General features: G+C 37.8%; 14 protein-coding genes. 4 read left to right on the forward strand and 10 right to left on the reverse strand.

Annotated features, from left to right (window positions below; translation table 11 throughout):
• On the forward strand, positions 1-200 hold a 200-nt coding region (locus ACTBZY_RS24280), incomplete at its 5' end, for a hypothetical protein (protein WP_463048998.1).
• A 136-nt stretch (positions 201-336) separates the two neighbouring features.
• On the opposite strand, the gene ACTBZY_RS24285 is transcribed toward ACTBZY_RS24280, so the two are convergent.
• The 3 genes from ACTBZY_RS24285 to purD form a co-directional block, all read right to left on the reverse strand.
• Positions 337-834: a gliding motility lipoprotein GldH gene (locus ACTBZY_RS24285; RefSeq protein ID WP_463048999.1), complete on the reverse strand. Its 498-nt coding sequence runs from the start codon at positions 832-834 to the stop codon at positions 337-339.
• Positions 821-2,248, reverse strand: coding sequence for a PSP1 domain-containing protein (locus ACTBZY_RS24290; protein WP_463049000.1), 1,428 nt, complete (start codon positions 2,246-2,248; stop codon positions 821-823). Before ACTBZY_RS24290 ends, ACTBZY_RS24285 begins: the two co-directional genes overlap by 14 nt.
• Before the next feature lie 131 nt (positions 2,249-2,379).
• Positions 2,380-3,669, reverse strand: coding sequence for a phosphoribosylamine--glycine ligase (gene purD, locus ACTBZY_RS24295; protein WP_463049001.1), 1,290 nt, complete (start codon positions 3,667-3,669; stop codon positions 2,380-2,382).
• 211 nt (positions 3,670-3,880) lie between these two features.
• Between purD and ACTBZY_RS24300 the strand changes: the two genes are divergently transcribed.
• A complete protein-coding gene (locus ACTBZY_RS24300; protein ID WP_463049002.1) occupies positions 3,881-5,236 on the forward strand; it encodes an FGGY family carbohydrate kinase in 1,356 nt (451 codons plus the stop codon).
• A gap of 6 nt (positions 5,237-5,242) precedes the next feature.
• Positions 5,243-6,703, forward strand: coding sequence for an alpha-L-fucosidase (locus tag ACTBZY_RS24305; protein ID WP_463049003.1), 1,461 nt, complete (start codon positions 5,243-5,245; stop codon positions 6,701-6,703).
• A 79-nt stretch (positions 6,704-6,782) separates the two neighbouring features.
• On the opposite strand, the gene ACTBZY_RS24310 is transcribed toward ACTBZY_RS24305, so the two are convergent.
• Positions 6,783-7,325: a hypothetical protein gene (locus ACTBZY_RS24310; protein ID WP_463049004.1), complete on the reverse strand. Its 543-nt coding sequence runs from the start codon at positions 7,323-7,325 to the stop codon at positions 6,783-6,785.
• A gap of 180 nt (positions 7,326-7,505) precedes the next feature.
• Here ACTBZY_RS24310 and ACTBZY_RS24315 point away from each other — a divergent pair, with 180 nt between their 5' ends.
• Positions 7,506-8,570, forward strand: coding sequence for a phosphotransferase enzyme family protein (locus tag ACTBZY_RS24315; RefSeq protein ID WP_463049006.1), 1,065 nt, complete (start codon positions 7,506-7,508; stop codon positions 8,568-8,570).
• Here the strand turns inward: ACTBZY_RS24315 and ACTBZY_RS24320 are convergent.
• From ACTBZY_RS24320 to ACTBZY_RS24345, 6 genes are all read right to left on the reverse strand, one after another.
• The gene (locus ACTBZY_RS24320) at positions 8,565-9,662 is read right to left on the reverse strand and encodes a glycerate kinase (protein WP_463049007.1); all 1,098 of its coding nucleotides are present in this window, start codon (positions 9,660-9,662) and stop codon (positions 8,565-8,567) included. The genes ACTBZY_RS24315 and ACTBZY_RS24320 overlap by 6 nt on opposite strands.
• A 124-nt stretch (positions 9,663-9,786) precedes the next feature.
• Positions 9,787-10,302 carry a cupin domain-containing protein gene (locus ACTBZY_RS24325; RefSeq protein ID WP_463049008.1) on the reverse strand — a complete coding sequence of 172 codons (516 nt, stop codon included), beginning with the start codon at positions 10,300-10,302 and terminating at the stop codon, positions 9,787-9,789.
• A 37-nt stretch (positions 10,303-10,339) separates the two neighbouring features.
• The gene (locus ACTBZY_RS24330; protein ID WP_463049009.1) at positions 10,340-12,889 is read right to left on the reverse strand and encodes a glycosyl hydrolase; all 2,550 of its coding nucleotides are present in this window, start codon (positions 12,887-12,889) and stop codon (positions 10,340-10,342) included.
• Positions 12,890-12,933: 44 nt separating this feature from the next.
• Positions 12,934-13,632: a DNA alkylation repair protein gene (locus ACTBZY_RS24335; protein WP_463049010.1), complete on the reverse strand. Its 699-nt coding sequence runs from the start codon at positions 13,630-13,632 to the stop codon at positions 12,934-12,936.
• Complete coding sequence (locus ACTBZY_RS24340) at positions 13,629-13,979, reverse strand: n-acetylglutamate synthase (protein ID WP_463049011.1); 351 nt, start codon at positions 13,977-13,979, stop codon at positions 13,629-13,631. The genes ACTBZY_RS24335 and ACTBZY_RS24340 overlap by 4 nt, the downstream gene beginning before the upstream one ends.
• A 36-nt stretch (positions 13,980-14,015) precedes the next feature.
• Positions 14,016-16,980 (reverse strand): GEVED domain-containing protein (locus ACTBZY_RS24345; protein ID WP_463049012.1); only part of this gene is annotated, 2,965 nt, incomplete at its 5' end.

Here is a 16,980-nt window from a genome sequence, read left to right on the forward strand (position 1 = left end):
ACACTTGGTTAGTAAGTGCATTGCCTACCATTACCCAAGATAATGTAAGAGCAGAATACTATTATGAACTGGCAAGGTTAAACCAAAAAGCCGGTGAGATAGAGAAAGCGAAATTAAACGCTAAAACAGCTCAAGATTTAGCTACTAAAATTGGCACTAAGCTAGATAAGTTTAGTAAATTAAGTAATAGTCTTAAGTAAGAAAGAAGTGCTTTTATTGAAAGAGATGTTCGCGACGCGTTCATCTCTTTTTTTGGGTCAAAAATCCACAAAAAAGGTCTGCTAAAATACCGAGATGGCACTTAAGCAGACCTTTGAAATCTTATTGCTAATGGTATTATTTAGCTTCAGCCACTTTCTCTGGTAGGTTAATTTCAAAGCCTATAGAAAGAATGCCAACCAAAGGATCGGGTCTCATGTTCTGTTGAATTTCAAAACTGTACTTTCCTACATACGGAAAAGTGATTTTTTTGTATTGTGCCGCGGCAATCCTATGGTCAAACAGATCTCCTAGACCATCTCCTAATGGTTTCCCCGACTTCTCGTCAAAAAGAATCAACTCCTCCATTCCAGACATCATAACGGCACCAGAAGAATCTTTCAAAGAGCTCTTCAGGTAAATATTATAAAACGGATATTGAATGGCATTTCTAAGAAGGTAATTAATATGATACTCCTTAGTGTTATCCTTTATCTCAAATTCAAAAGTTTTAGTGTCGTTTACAGCCCATTGGTAGTCATCAAAATCTACCAAATCCTTATGAACTGAACCTGTACCACAGCCATAAAGAAAAAGTATGGCTATAAAACCCAAACCTATCTTAGCTCTTATCATTATTGCTATTAGGACGTTTTCTGTTGTTTCTTCTGTTATTCTTTTTCCTTGGTGCTCCTGCTCCACCTTCGGCTGCTGAATTTGTAGTTGGGCTATTTGAGGGGGCATTCGCTTTTTTTACTGGTGCTGCTCTTTTAGCAGGCGGCTTTCTAGGACCCTTAGCTTTGGGCTGTTGTCCTTGAACATTTGCATTTGGCTGAGCAGGTGCCTGAGGCTCATTAGGCTTAGCATTTCTCTGCTGCTTAGGAGGTCCAGCTTTTCTATTACCTTTTTTCCTAGGTTTGTTATCGATAGTTTTATTCGCTAGCTTTTTATCAAGCCTATCCAATTCATTATTTATAGGCTCCTTTTTACTTACTACGTCCTCTAGAAGGTTTAGATCTTCTAAGCTAACAGGCTTTTTGCCATTCTTATTCATATCCATAATTTCCACTACCCTCGTAGTCGCAATAGGATACCAATTGCTATCATTTTTATAGCCAAACCACATTAACCTTCTGAAAATATCTGTCTTCTGAAGAAAAGCTTCTCCTTTTTCTGTAAACAGCTGTTTGGTAACTTTAGGAATATCTTGAAGAGCATCCACATAAGTTTCTAACTCATAGTTTAAGCAGCATTTTAACCTACCACACTGCCCTGAAAGTTTAGCAGGATTAAGTGATAAGTTTTGATATCTAGCCGCCGAAGTTGAGATCGACTTAAAATCTGTAAGCCAAGTGGAGCAGCAAAGTTCACGCCCACAAGAGCCAATCCCACCTATCCTAGAGGCTTCTTGTCTCATGCTAATTTGACGCATGTCTACCCGCACCCGAAACTCTGAAGCCAGGTTCTTTATTAAATCACGGAAATCTACTCTATCGTCTGCAGAGTAGTAAAAAGTGGCTTTTGAGTTATCTGATTGAAATTCAACATCAGAAAGTTTCATTTTAAGCTTAAAGTCAGAAACCAGCTCTCTCACTCTGTAAAGGGCAGGCATGTCTCTATTAATAGCTTGCTGATGTTTTTCGATATCTTGCTCGGAGGCCTTCCTTAAGATCTTGGTTATTTCTTCATTATCAGAAATCCCCTTCTTAATTAACTGCAGTCTTACCAGCTCTCCTTGTAAAGAAACGGTTCCTAGATGATATCCAGTGGGCATTTGACAGGCCACAAAATCACCAGTATATAAATCTATATTTTTAGTGTTTCTAAAATAGCCTTTTCTTCCTCCTTTAAACTTTACTTCGACCACATTATACCTCATAGATGAAGGTAGGGCCATATCTGAAAGCCAATCGAAGGTATTTAATTTAGTACAGCCCCCTGAGCTGCACCCTCCACTACTGCATCCCGCAGTTTTATGATTAGTCTTCTCGGTGGTTACAATAGCTTTTACGCTACCACACCCTCCGGAAGAGCATTGTCCACATCCCATAAATATATATATTCAAAGGCTTTAAGCCCGTTAACTAAAAACTCTGCCAAACCTCACATCTTCCGTCTCCTGCAGAGTGTATTCAAACTATAAAGATCTCACAATGAGATCCAAGTTTTATCAAAAATAATCTAATTATTATTCAAAGACAGTAAATCCTGTCCAATATCTTTCCTATAGTACTTACCGGTGTATTTCACCTTTCTAGCCATACTTTGAGATTTCTTCACCGCCGCTGCCATCGTTTTGGCCATTCCTGTCAAAGCCATTACTCTTCCGCCATTGGTTTGTATCTCATCTCCTTCATTTATCGTACCAGCATGGAAAACCAGTGTATCCGCAGTTCCTTCTGGAATTTCCATCTTATGACCTTTCTTGTAGTCTTCAGGATATCCGCCTGCCACCACTACAGAAGTTACCGCAGTTTTAGGTGTTATCTTGAGTTTAATCTTATCCAGCTTTCCTTCAGCCGCAGCTCTAAAGATTCTAACCACGTCGGTTTGAATTCTTGGAAAAACCACTTGCGTTTCTGGGTCACCCATTCTTACGTTATATTCTATCACCTGTGGTTCTCCACCATCATTCATTAAACCGATGAAAATAAAACCTACATAATCTATCTCATCTTTCTGAAGACCCGCCAAAGTCGGTTTTACCACCTTCTCTTCCACTTTCTTCATAAAAGCCTCGTCGGCAAAAGGTACTGGAGAAACCGCACCCATACCTCCTGTGTTAAGCCCTGTATCTCCCTCTCCTATTCTTTTATAATCCTTAGCTTCGGGAAGAATCAAATAGTTCTTACCATCTGTCAATACAAAAACCGAAAGTTCTATACCTTTCAAAAACTGCTCGATGACCACTTTGGAACTTGCATCACCAAACTTAGCATCCACCAGCATTTCATGTAAGGTCTTCTTGGCATCTTCTCTATCTTCTGTAATAATTACACCCTTTCCTGCTGCCAATCCGTCTGCTTTTAACACATAAGGTCCTGCTTCCGCATCAAGAAATGCCAATCCCTCTTTTAAATTCTCTTTTGTAAAAGTTTTTGAGGCCGCGGTAGGAACACCATGACGCTTCATAAAATCTTTTGAAAAATCTTTACTGCCCTCTAGCATAGCACCCTTAGCACTAGGCCCTATAATTCTTATCTTTTTTAGTTTGCTATCTGCTTTGAAATAATCTACAATACCAGCGACTAATGGAGCTTCTGGCCCCACTATTACCATTCCTATTTCGTTTTCTAGCACAAATTTACCAACAACTTCAAAGTCCAAAATTGAAATATTAACATTTTCCGCTATCTCTGAAGTGCCCGCATTTCCAGGTGCAACATATAATTTATCACATCTATTTGATTGAGCTAGTTTCCATGCAAAAGTATGCTCTCTACCGCCTGAGCCTAAAACTAAAATATTCATATAATTATTACGCTTTCTTTTGAAGTCCACAAATGTCGTGAAGTTTTAGGGCATGATGAAATTAAATTAACTACACGCGTATATAAATGGAATTGCAATTGACCAATCCTCAATAAAACTTTTTTAAGTATATACCAAAAAATGACCTTTCTTCCTATATACGGCTTTGATTCATAACTGGAACTGTGTTAATTTGAAAGAAAAAATTATTATGCAAAAAGCCTGTCTCATCTTCGATGTTTTGCGTCATAATCTAAATGTGACAGTTTTTGATCAACAACTCAATATTCTTTTTCATTCCAGCACACCAAAAAGCTCTATCAATGCGGAAGATAAGATGTTGGAAAACCTATCAAACCTGAAAGCATGGGTAGATAGCAACTTCAAAATCCATAAAAATTCAATCCTTTATAAGATTGCCGCTATCAATTTCACTTCGTATGTTGGAGGAATAGTACACCTTGATAAAGATAACGTGCCTGTTGTATCGTCATGGAAAACGGACAGCACCCTGAGCTATCAAACCAGAGCTTTCATTAAGGAAACTTTTGACAAACATAAGCTGAGCATCGAAGATACTCAAATAACAGAATTCAATTTTGATACTGCAGCCCTCCAACTCTTAGATTTAAAAAAAAATAACCCAGAAGTTTTTGCCAAAATTGACAAAAGTGTTTCAATCGCACAATACCTTCAAAGTCAATTTAGTGGTAAATTTTTTCACGACTGCACTATTATTGGAAGTCATTCTTCTGCTTGGAATTTTGCAAAAAAAGCATATTTGGGCTGGATTGAAAAAGAAGGACTTAAATCTCTTATGCTTCCAGTCGTGAAACCTTCTGAATTCACACAAAAAGGAGATCTAGCGATAGGCACAGGAATGTACTATAAGGTGGCGGAAACACTCCCATTCTTAGCTTGTTCAAAAGAACGTTTTGTACTTTTAAGTACAGGTTCATGGACGGTCTGCATTAATCCGTTTAATCATTCTAAGGCATCATCTAATGATATAAATAGTAATTGCTTTAATGTTATAAGCGAAAAAGGTGAAAGAATTAAACTGGCTAGGCTATTTAGTGGAAATGAACATAGTCGTCAAATAGCCCATTTATCAGCTCATTTTGGACTTGAACCAGACCACTGCCTTAACATCCCTTATGACGAAAAAATCATTAGACATTTAAGAAAAAACATTGGGCAGGTAGTCCCGGACAATACAGAATTAGGCACAAAACTAGATTGCCCTTTTATGGAGAGAAACCTCAATAGCTTTAAAACTATTGAAGAGGCATACCACCAATTTGTGATGGACTTAGTAGCACAGCAAGTGGCTTCAATTAAGCTTACCATTGAACACAGACCAATTATCCAAAATATTTTTGTGGAAGGTGGACTAGCCAAAAACGACATTTTCATGGAACTTTTATCGGAAGCGTTTCATGATAAAAGAGTTTACAAAGTCGGTTTTGAAGATACCGCTGCCATGGGTGCCGCTCTAGTTATTGGCTCGGCCTGGGGTGCTCAAAAACCAAATCAAGAACTTTTACAAATAGAACTAGTAGAATAATATTAAATGAAGAAACCGATTTTATTTTTAATACTAATAAGCGTTTTGAGTGCTTGCCAAAAAGACGTCAATCCTCCTGAGGCTTATGGCGTTTTGCCATCTGAAAGGCAACTCGCATGGCACGAAATGGAGACCTACGCCTTAATTCATTTCACGCCTACCACTTTTGAAAACAAAGAATGGGGTTTTGGAGATGCCGACCCAGCCATTTTTAATCCGTTGCAATTTGACGCGAATCAAATTACCAATGCCGCAAAAGCTGGAGGATTAAAAGGTTTAATTTTTGTAGCTAAGCACCACGATGGTTTTGCACTGTGGCCAACTAAAACCACCGATTATAACATCAGCAAGAGTCCATGGAAAAATGGTGAGGGCGACATGGTTAAAGAATTCCAAAAAGCGACCGAAAAAGCAGGTTTAAAGTTTGGCGTTTACTGCTCTCCATGGGATAGAAACAATGAATTTTATGGCACTCCTAAATATTTAGAAATTTACAGAGCTCAGCTCAAAGAGTTGTATAGTAATTATGGCAATCTTTTTATGAGCTGGCACGATGGAGCGAATGGAGGAGATGGATATTATGGCGGAGCCAATGAAACCAGAAAAATAGACAATACCACTTATTACGACTGGGATAATACTTGGGGAGAAATCACAAGGAAACTTCAGCCTATGGCTAACATTTTTAGTGATATTGGGTTAGACGTTAGATGGGTAGGAGGTGAACATGGCTACGCCGCAGAAACACATTGGGCAACGTTTACACCAGAAGCCAGTACTGGCAATGTAGCGGTTCCAGGAAATGTGAACACCCTAGTAAGTAGTACAGGTACGCGTGGAGGGAAATACTGGATGCCAGCCGAATGCGACGTTCCATTAAGACCAGGATGGTTTTACCATCCTGAAGAAGATGGTAAAGAAAAAGATGCCAACATGCTTTTTGATCTATACTTAAAAAGTGTAGGTAGAGGTGCTGCACTGGATTTAGGACTTTCTCCTACCCCAGAAGGTGTTCTTTGCAACAATGATGTCACGATTTTAAAAGAGTTTGGAGAGAAGCTGGAAAAAACATTCAAAACTAACTATATCTCAGGAGCTACAATTAAAGCCAGTAATGTGAGAGGGTCTGCATATAACGAGGAATACCTCGTGGATAACGATAGATATACTTATTGGGCTACTGATGACGAAACCACCACTGCATCCTTAGAAATATCCCTTCCAAAAGTGGAAACTTTTGACATGATAAGAGTAAGGGAGAACATAAAATTGGGTCAGCGAGTTGAAAAAGTTTTAGTAGAGGTTCTCAAAAACGGTGCTTGGGAAAAAGTGGCGGAAGTAAACAGTATAGGAGCCAATAGACTTATTAAGTTAGCAGAAGAAATCAGCACCGAGAAGGTGAAACTGACCTTTAGTGCACCCGTGGCTCTATGTATTAGTGACATTGGAATATTTAAAGCTCAATAAAATAAGTTATGGTCTATCCTTATGGCTGAGGCACTTGAAGTGAATTCAAACCGAGATAGACCATAACATATCCCTCATCTTAAACATCTGCAATAGGAATACGATTTTTGTAATTCCAGAAAGCTGAAACATTTACGATCTTCCATTCTCCATCAACCTTCTCCATCAATCTTACTTCTTTAGAATGTAAAAAGTATTCTTGGCTTCGGTCACTATTATATTGGTCCCAAGTTAAATGGGCCGCATAATTTCCGTAAAATTTCACTTTCATGTTTTCCCGCTTTACCATTGGGTGACTAGAGCCTGGCTCCTCTGGGTCAGATGGATTTTCTTTAATGTATTTACCGAGGTTTTTTTCGATGGCTTCCCATCCCACAGAGGCATCAAAGGTTCCGTCAGAATTACTCCATGCCTGATAAGAGTAATCTGTATGTGTAAATTTATCTTGCCAACAATCGTAATCTCTTTTGAAAAAACAGTCCGTTTCCTCTTCAATTACCTTAATAATTTTAGCCGTTTCTTTTTCTTCGTCTTGTACTTTAGTCTGGCTAGATAAGTTACAAGATTGGCACAAGAATAGACCACCAGCTGAAATCGCTAGAAGGGTTATATAAGTTCTCATAATAGTAAAAGTTTAAATTGTCAATGAAAAAAAATGACGGTAGCTATGTGAATGCTGAAAATTCAAGAAGACTATTAAACTTATATCATTTAAAAATTACGAAATTGCCATTTGAGAAGCAAGTAATAGTTAAATTATTTCCTTTGCATTGTACCAATACATCTTTCAATTATACCATTAATGACCAGCGAGGATTTAAAGAAAATACTAAGTCAATTCCACTTAAATGACCAACAAGCATCTATAAAGCCCTTAGGAAGTGGTCTGGTACACCAAACCTTTCTGGTAACTATTTCAGAATCCTTTGTCTTACAAAAAATCAATACCGCGATATTTAAATCACCAGAGTTCATAGCTAGCAATATAAAATCCTGTGCAGATTACTTGTCCGAAACCCATCCGAACTATATTTTCATAAGATATATCAGCACCAAAAATGGAAATCCATACGCCAAAATAAATGGCGATTTTTGGAGACTAAGTCCATTTGTTACTAACTCCTATACCATTGATTTGGCAGAAAATACGGAGATGGCTAGGGCCGCTGCGGCAGCCGTGGGTTCTTTTAGTAAAAACCTAAATGGCTTAGATCCTGCTTGTCTTTCGGAAACAATCCCCCGCTTTCATGATTTAAATTTCAGGTTTCAACAGTTTGAAGATGCTCTTAAAAATGGTCTTTCAGACCGAATTTCTTTTGCCCAAGAATGGATTAACAAATGCCTGGCTCAGAAAGAACTCAATCAGACCTTTCTAGCCCTTAAAAATAATCCTGATTTCCCGATTAGAATCCAACATCACGACACTAAGATTAACAATATACTTTTTGATAAAGACACGCATCAAAGCATTGCCCTTTGCGATTTAGACACCATCATGCCTGGTTACTGTATCTCAGATTTGGGTGATATGATTCGTACATATACTTCCTTAGAAAACGAGGAAAGCACGTCATGGGAAAAAGTTAAGGTGAGGCCAGACTTTTATAAAGCCCTACTAAGTGGATACATCTCCGAAATGAGAGAGGTACTTACTTCGACTGAAAAGAAGCATCTTTTCTATGCTGGAGAATTCTTAATTTTCATGCAAGCTTTAAGATTCCTGGCTGATTTCTTAGTCGGCGATACTTACTATCCTATAAAACACGATCTTCATAATTTCAATAGAGCGAAGAATCAACTTATTCTGTTAGAAAGCTTACAAAGCCAAAGAGAACTCCTTGAAGGAGAGATTGAAAAACTTTTATAAATCTTTGGCTATTTGTCCTCCTATTTTAATGAGGTAGGCTTCTGTATTTTCCAAAGCTTCTTCTTTAGAAACGGTATCACTCACCAATGCATAAACGGATTTAATGCCTATAGCAGAATACGCCTCTTCAGAAAGTTCATTTATACCACAAACAGCTACCAACTGACTTGGCTTGGCTTTCGCTATGCCAGAAATCAATTTCCCAGAAAGTGTCTGACTATCTATTTTACCCTCTCCTGTAATAACTAAATCGGCTTTGGCTATCTTCTTTTTCAAGCCCACGATATCCATAATTGTAACCGTCCCAGAAAGTATTTCTGCATCGAAAAACGCTACCATTCCTGCAGGAACTCCGCCAGCGGCTCCTCCTCCGACTATTGTACTTACATCTTTTCCAAGGTCACTTTTAATAACTGCGGCTAGATTTCTTAAACCATCATCTAACCTTTTTATACCATCTTCATCAGCTCCCTTTTGAGCAGCAAAAACATAAGCAGCACCATCTGGTCCAAACATTCGATTTGTCACATCGCAAACTATCTTCAGCTTAAAATCTAACTTGTCTTCTGGTGGAACAATCTTCTTGATTTGACTCAAACCCTCTCCTACCGTTAGAACAGGCTCATCATTTTCATCTAAAAACTTATAGCCTAAAGTTTGAGCCATACCTATAGCACCGTCATTGGTGGCGGTGCCACCAACAAAAAGATAGACCTCCTTGGCTCCGTTTTTTACAGCATGTTTAATTTGCTGCCCTGTACCGTAAGAAGTGGTATACTCAGGATTTCTTTGGGTCTGTTTTATTAAGTTAAGACCGCTGCTGGCTGCCATTTCTATATAAGCGGTATCTCCCTTTCTCAAATAAGAAGCTGTAATGGTACGCCAAAAAGGGTCTTTCACAAACTGCTTAACCTCTGTTCCATTTATGCTTTCATTAATGGCATCCAAAGAGCCCTCTCCTCCATCAGCGATAGACACTATCTCTACCTCCGCCTCTGGCTTTATAGATAATATTCCTTTTTCTAGGGCTTCTCCCACTTGTTTTGAAGAAAGGCTTCCTTTAAAAGAATCTGAGGCTATTAGAATTTTCATTTTTTATCTTTTTTTAAAAGCAATTAAAGCTTAGAAATGGTTCATCAAGTATGCTCTTATAACAAGAGGTTTCAAGAAACATGAAATTCCTGAAACCTCTAAAAAGATTAGTATGCTATTTTATTTATCTTCCAAAATCATCTTGAACTCGAACGATGTCATCTTCATTCGACGGGTTTTCTTTGTCGGTGTGCTGCCAAATTTCCGCTACTATGCCATAACCGTCTGTTCCAACTAACCTGTGCCGTTCACCACATTTCAGATTAATGACCTGACCAATCTCTAAATTTTGCAATTCTGTTTGCTCGTCGGTATCAGAAATAATTACGCCAGCTACTCCTCCAATCAATTTCCAGATTTCGGCACGTCTATGGTGATATTGCCAAGAAAGCCTCTGGTCAGGAGCTACTACAAGTATTTTAGGGCTCAACTTCTCAAAGCCTGCAAAATCTTCCAAAGAAAGATGAGGGAAAAAGTTCTGAATAAACTCAGGTGCTTGGCTCTCTTCCAAAACGAAGAACCCACCCCAAGGTCTATTATGGTCCGTAGCCACTACGCTAAAACCTTTTTCATCTAAGAAGCTTTGAACTCCTTCAAAAACACTTAGCCTTTCAGCACTCTTATCAAAATCTAAACTCATTTGGTTGTGATATTTTTGTTTAAAATTAGGTCAAAAATTATTCAAAAAACAGTTTTACGGGTCCTAAAAGACCAGAAGAGACAGGATCCCACTTGGAGGCATCAAACGGGGTATACGTAATATCCACAAAATTAATGTCGTAGAACTTTTTCCATTCTACACCTTCTTTGTCTAAAAGTCGGATTCTATTCGCTGAAGTATTCCTTACCACTATTTCCAAATGATTCTCTGTTTTTAAAACGCCCTTGGGTACATTGATTGTAAAAGGCAAGCTCCATGCTGTCCCCAATTCAACACCGTTTAGTATAACTTTGGCTGTTTCACGCACATCACCTAACGACAAAACAGCTGCATTTACGGGTATATTTGACAAACTAAAATCTATTGAATATTTGGCATAGCCATCAAAATACTGAGCATCCATATCTGGAGCATTCGTCCAAGAACTTAATTCAGATGTAACATAAGAAGCAGGTTTTCTAGGATTTCCTTCTAAGAAATCAATTTGCCACTCTCCTTTGACTTCCAATGCTTCATTTGTTTTATGCCAAACCCAATTTTCTTTTGAATCACCGCCAGCCACTAGGAAAATACTTTGCCCCGGCTCTAAATAAATTGAAATTAAAGACTGATTTTTTTTATGATCCTTTGTCTTTAAAACGCCTGATACTTCTGTCAATGGAGAGAAAAGCAAAAAGCTTTCTGCAACAACATTTAACCAAACTTCTTGTTCCACAGTTTTAGCAGACAAATTACTTACAAAGTACTCCGTTTGTCCCTTGAGGTTAATTTTTCGTGTAAAGTCTAAACCTAATTGTCCAAGCTCTTCGCCGTCAATATCGAAAGAATTAAGAGAGGCTAAAGGAGATTTGGATGCCACCTCCCCCATTCCTGAAAGCAGACCTTTCAACTCGCCATCCCTTTTATCAAAATTCTGAAATCCAAAAGATTTAGAAGGCAAAATATCCTCAAAGACTACAGGTACTTTAGCTTCATGGAAAAACTTCAGCCTACTGGCCGTTTCCTTCTTCATGTGTACCGTTTTGGGAATCACCACCGCCTTATATTTTACTAGACCATTCTTGATTCGTAAATAAGATTGGTTTTCGGCCACTACATCTAAATCATACAGCTGACTATCTGAAATAAAGTCATATGAAATACCAGCAGCTTTTAAGTCATCTAAAAGCTTTAGCAACTCCTTGGAGAAGATACCCCCATTGGTAATGTTATGAACATCTACCAAATGCATTTTTGATTTATCACCCACAGAATGCCATAAGTCAGAAAAAGGTAAAAGCACCAAAACATCATTATCTGGCGTGCTTTGCTGTAATCTTGTTTGACAAACCTCTATGTATCTATTTAAGAGTGGCAGTTCTTTAAAGAAATGCGAGTTTTGATTAAAGTTAGTACTGGCATAAAAAAGCCATCCCGGAAATTCAGCACTTGGTGGCGAGTAGGGCACACCATGATAAAAAACATGATTTACGCCAGCCACAAAAGACTCGTCTATCAGTGGTTTGATTTGAGAAAGTGCTCCTTTGAAATGATTGGCATTCCATGTGGCGGTTTCAGAGGACACCAAAGGTTTCCCTAAAATATGTGCTGGCGAAGAAGCCATTTTCATCACATACTCCGTTGGCGTTCCAAAACGGCCAGGGTCATAGTCTTCGTCCTGTCTGTACCCCGGTATGTCATATTGTTTACTCCCAAAAAACTCTGTTTCCGGAACATCTGAAAGACCGTATAAATCAAGAATATTGGCTGGAGAACCGTGAGCTTCGTTTCTGGCAAACTTCCCAAAGCTGTGTGCAAAGTCAGTAAAGCTCTTGGTAAATGTGCTTAAAAGTAAGTCGTGAAGCGTTTGATTATAATCTGCCCAGATACGTTGCTGCTTTTCTGTTATGGCAGCATCTAAAGCTAAGACATCATAATGTTCGGCAATATCATAACCTCTCAGTGCCTTAAACTTTTCAAGAAAATTAGCAGTCCAGTTGGCTCCATACACCTCGTATGAATCATTATAAAACGCCCTTACCCCATAGTTTTTCTTTTTGAAGGCTTTGCCAAACAAAGAGAAATAAGTTCCGGCTGCCTCAGTGCTGAAGTGGTCTAAAACTAAGCCTTCTCCTCCAGGTGCTGCTCTTTTAACCTGTTGACCGGTATTCGTCACTTTCAATTCGTATTTGCCATTGATCTTTTCCAGGTTAAACTTCTTAGCGGCCTCCATATTGGTTAATTCTGAACCACCGAAAGGCCAGCCTGTACCCAAACTCATATCAATTTGCATTCCATTTTTCTGAGCTTCTTTAACCGTAAAATCAAGAATCTCAAGCCACCGTTCAGACATATAAGGAATAAATTTATCCTCCTCTCCTTTTACACCATAAATAGGAATAATATGCATGCCACCAAAACCCGCATCTGCGTAAGTTTTTAAGTTAGTGGCAAGATCTGCCTCATTAACCGCCGAACCCGGCCACCACCAGTATGCCCAAGGTTTAGCAGTATTTTTAGTCACCTCTTGGGCGAAAAGTGTAGGGAATGAAATTAAGAAAAGAAAAGAAAGTAGAATTTTACGCATAGGGAAATCAACTATTGTAGGCCAAATTAACGAGATATGCCGACTTATACTCTATAAACGGCTCTGGGGTAGTCCAAAATATTAGCATCTTCTTTCTCTAATTCCCTCAAAGCATCTTTGGCAATCCATCTGGCGGCCTTACTGTCTTTTTTCAACAACGTATTTGACAAGCTAATTACCTCTTTATTTAAATCTGTGTTTCGTTTACCAATGCTTCTTAAAGCCCAGTTTACAGCCTTTTTAACATACAGCCTTTCATCAGTAGATTCACTTTCTATAATTGGTAAAAAAGACAGGAAAAGCTCATTGCCTGATTTCTTATCTGCCATGCAGTAAGATGAAAGCGTAGCAAACGCCGCTCTCTTTTCAAATTCACCTTCTCTGGTAGACCTCTCTCTAATTTTCTTTACCGCAAATGGCGATTTGGAAAACAAACCCATACTAAAGGAGTCACAGATCTCCCAGTTTTCAAAAGTCACTAACCAAGTTTCCATGAGTGCTTCTGTAACGTCTTTAGGATTAAAAATTTTGCTACACAAAAGCCTTCCTTCAAAAATTCCAGAGTCAAAGAGTTTTAGGGCCAATTCATTGTCAGAACCTATTCTTTTAGCTAATATTTTGAGGTCTGCATGATAAACGCCCAAAGCGTCGCTTGTAATTATGCCGAACTTCTCCTTTTTGAATTGTACTTTTTCAGGATTCGATAGAGCATGCAATTCCTCTATGACTTCTTGATAAGTCATTCCTTAATTTCTTCAAGGGTTGACTCTCCCTTAGAAAAGTCTCCAGATGTCCATCGCCACTTTTCGTGTAATCTAATACGACCATCAGGTAAGATTTCAGGAGTAGAAAGACAATTCCCTGTCAATAATTCACCTTTTGTATTGATTTGATGGTAGGCCATTTCTAAGCTTCCGTCAGATTTTACTTTTGCTAAAAGATGACCTTTTATGATCTTCCCGCCCTCGTATTCAGAAGTTATGATATCTCCCATTTGTTTGTAATGAAAGATAGTATCTATTGACGTTTCTCCGTTTTCCGAATTCTCGATTGGCCGAAAATGTCTATCATTATAATTAAGCCTATTCATAAAATTAATCTAGTTATGATGAATTTTTAATACAGACTAAATAACTACAATTTTTTTACTAAATGATATGCCATCTTTATAAAACAGTAGAAAATACTCCCCACTGCTTAAATCACTAACATCTATTTGATACAAATTTCTTCTATTGATATCATTATTGGTTCCTTTAAGATGAAGGGTTTTAACCAATTGCCCTTTTGAGTTCATCACCTTAACTTCTATTTCAAAACCTCCAAAAAAGGGTAATGATGCTGTTACTGGCGAATCCCACCTTCTAATAGGGTTTTCATAAATAACGACTTGGTTTGCAAATTCCTTTTCAGACAATAAATCAACCTTAAAAGACAAAGGAAGTATATATTCACCGCAAGCATTTTCAAAGTGTGTTACTTCAAAGATTCCATCTGGCGGAACAATAGCTTGAACCATCTGCCTAGAAAGACCGCCACCCTCTCCAGTCAAATAGATATTATTATTAAACTCAATTTTAAAATCGGAAGTTGACACTATCCCAAGATTAAAAGAATATTGTGCTCCAACCACACTCATTTCATCTCTTATTGGAACAAAGAATGGCTCCATTTCTAGAAAAACATCGGATTCGTTAAAAGACAATTCTGGGTCAACTGATGATACTCTTAAAGTATTAAGATTAGCATTTAAAGGTATTTCACTTGGGCTTATTAGCACCGTATTATTAACTCCTTCTAAATCTCTTACTTTGATAAAAGTATTACTCACTTTGTCAAAAACTTCTAAGAATAATTGAGCGGAATCTATAAAAACACCTGATTTTAAATTGTAAGAGACTTCTAAGTTCCGATTCAAGCAATACAAACTGTCGCTAAAACTGGCCAACTCTACATAAGGTTTCTCAACTATCTCAACGGGTTTAATTCCACTAGCAGTACCTGTTCCACAATTTCCTAATACTTCGCTGAGCTTAATATTATTAGTTCTATCATCTGGGATAAAATCAATGGTACTAATACTATCATTTAAGCCTTCATATCTAAGGGAATCGTTTAAGATCAATGTATAGGGTCCTTTACCCTCAAACATGACTTCCAAGGGGTAACTAATTCCAGCGTAAGCTAAAAGCGGGTTTCTATCGGTAAAAGAAGCATTGAGCTTTTCTCCAAACTGAAATTCATTGGTAAAGTCACTTTCCTTGTAAGGATTGGTACTTACCAGCCTCAATTTATATTTTTCCCCTAATCCCGTTTCTAAAAACGGTTCGCTAAACAGTTCCCTTCCATTTGCAGTCGCCAATTTCGATGACATGAAACTCCCATCGGAAGTAAACATTTGAACTTCAAATTGGTTATTCGGCTCCCAATCATTGCTATTTAAAAAAGTAAAGCCTACTCCGCTTTCACTGCATGCTTTAATGTTTTTTTGAGCAATTAATTTACTTGTACTTCTTGAGGATGCCTTATACTCATAGTTAACACTTTGGGATTCTTGACAACTATAGTAGCTATCACTGTACTCCATTCCGACAAAGGTAGAAGTTGGAGAAAGTTTTTTTCTGAAATTTCGAGCACTGATTCTACTCGAAATACCGAGTTCATTAAACTTAAAAATATTACCCTGTCTCTCCATGGATATCTGTAAGACACCATAACTGTCCTCAAAAAAATTGTTTAAAATTTTCAAATCTGGCTTTTTCGTGTTTTTAACTTCGAACGAAGTAACATAGCTACGGCTGAATGGTTTTGAAGCAAAAACTTCCAAATAATACCAGCCTGGAGGCAAAATGTCATTTGAATTTAAACTAAGCATGCTTTGCTTAACACTGCCTAATGTTTTAATCAATTTACCTTTTCCATCAATTAAGACGTACGTGAAAAAATTTTCTGAAGGAAAATCTCCTGCATTTTGTACCGCTGGTTGAATACTAAATGTACCATCGCAAGTATTGATAAAAGCGTATTGTAAAGTCGTCCTAGGCGTTATATCTAGGTTTTGATCTTCTACCTCCCTTACAGTTACCTTACCTGCAACTTCACCTTGTCCACATACATTATCATATACTCGCAAGGGCTCTAAAGAAGACTCCGTAACAATGTCTAATACAAAAGAATAGGCTAGAGGACCATTAAAATAGTTATCAAGTCCAACTGTAAAAGTCTGATTGTTATACAAATAATCTAATTTTGCGTGGAAACCTCCTTCAATATTAAAAGATACCGAGGCACTCTTAGATTTCACCCCATAAACATTCTTTGAAATAGAGAGTTTAGGTGGTGTAAAAACAAACAACTTTTGACTATGGTTAACGATATTATTTGACTGATCTTCAGCAACCAGCTTAAGTCCAAATTCAAACTCCTGTATATCCAAGCTAAAGTTAAATGTATGGTTTCCAGTATTCAGATTTCCCAAATCTTTTAAAACAACACCTTGTACATCCTGAAGTGTGACATGAACTCCGTTTTCTGGAACTTGGTAATTAGATGATAAAGAAAATTGAATCGTCTCCTGTGCACATAGAAGTTCTTTGGATGCCTGAATGGTTAATGCAGGAGACTGATGATCATCAATCCATAGGATCATATCCCTCGTTTCTCCAAAGTCAATTTTACTACATGGTCCCACATTTTCAGTTTCTCTCCTTAATGTCCTTACTCTCAAGATGTGAAAACCTGTTGAGGTTTCCGTAGGAATTTGAAAACGTATAAGATTTGTATAAGAGTTTGGAGACCATGATTCCTCTTCCGTAAATTGACCATCACTATTTAAATCAATCCAAAGTTTTATAGAAGAACCTTCTCCCCCCGCAAAGTATGTCGGAAGTTCAAAGGTGTAGTCTTTAACGTTAATCTCATACCAATTCCCTTTGACTAAATTGATAATCTCTTCATTCCTATAGACATAATTTGTAAAGAAATTTCTTTCAACTTGTCTTGTTTTAATTCCAGAACCATCCGATGCCTTTATCTCTAAATAAGATATTGTTCCAACTTTTTCTTTGACATCTGAAATTGGTATGCAGAAA

The sequence above is a fragment of the Arcticibacterium sp. genome (assembly GCF_055134445.1).

What these genes read in the sequence shown, in the direction of transcription:
- ACTBZY_RS24285 (WP_463048999.1), bottom strand. Translation starts at nt 834, where the DNA reads ATGATAAGAGCTAAGATAGGTTTGGGTTTTATAGCCATACTTTTTCTT.
- ACTBZY_RS24290 (WP_463049000.1), bottom strand. Translation starts at nt 2,248, where the DNA reads ATGGGATGTGGACAATGCTCTTCCGGAGGGTGTGGTAGCGTAAAAGCT.
- purD (WP_463049001.1), bottom strand. Translation starts at nt 3,669, where the DNA reads ATGAATATTTTAGTTTTAGGCTCAGGCGGTAGAGAGCATACTTTTGCA.
- ACTBZY_RS24300 (WP_463049002.1), top strand. Translation starts at nt 3,881, where the DNA reads ATGCAAAAAGCCTGTCTCATCTTCGATGTTTTGCGTCATAATCTAAAT.
- ACTBZY_RS24305 (WP_463049003.1), top strand. Translation starts at nt 5,243, where the DNA reads ATGAAGAAACCGATTTTATTTTTAATACTAATAAGCGTTTTGAGTGCT.
- ACTBZY_RS24310 (WP_463049004.1), bottom strand. Translation starts at nt 7,325, where the DNA reads ATGAGAACTTATATAACCCTTCTAGCGATTTCAGCTGGTGGTCTATTC.
- ACTBZY_RS24315 (WP_463049006.1), top strand. Translation starts at nt 7,506, where the DNA reads ATGACCAGCGAGGATTTAAAGAAAATACTAAGTCAATTCCACTTAAAT.
- ACTBZY_RS24320 (WP_463049007.1), bottom strand. Translation starts at nt 9,662, where the DNA reads ATGAAAATTCTAATAGCCTCAGATTCTTTTAAAGGAAGCCTTTCTTCA.
- ACTBZY_RS24325 (WP_463049008.1), bottom strand. Translation starts at nt 10,302, where the DNA reads ATGAGTTTAGATTTTGATAAGAGTGCTGAAAGGCTAAGTGTTTTTGAA.
- ACTBZY_RS24330 (WP_463049009.1), bottom strand. Translation starts at nt 12,889, where the DNA reads ATGCGTAAAATTCTACTTTCTTTTCTTTTCTTAATTTCATTCCCTACA.
- ACTBZY_RS24335 (WP_463049010.1), bottom strand. Translation starts at nt 13,632, where the DNA reads ATGACTTATCAAGAAGTCATAGAGGAATTGCATGCTCTATCGAATCCT.
- ACTBZY_RS24340 (WP_463049011.1), bottom strand. Translation starts at nt 13,979, where the DNA reads ATGAATAGGCTTAATTATAATGATAGACATTTTCGGCCAATCGAGAAT.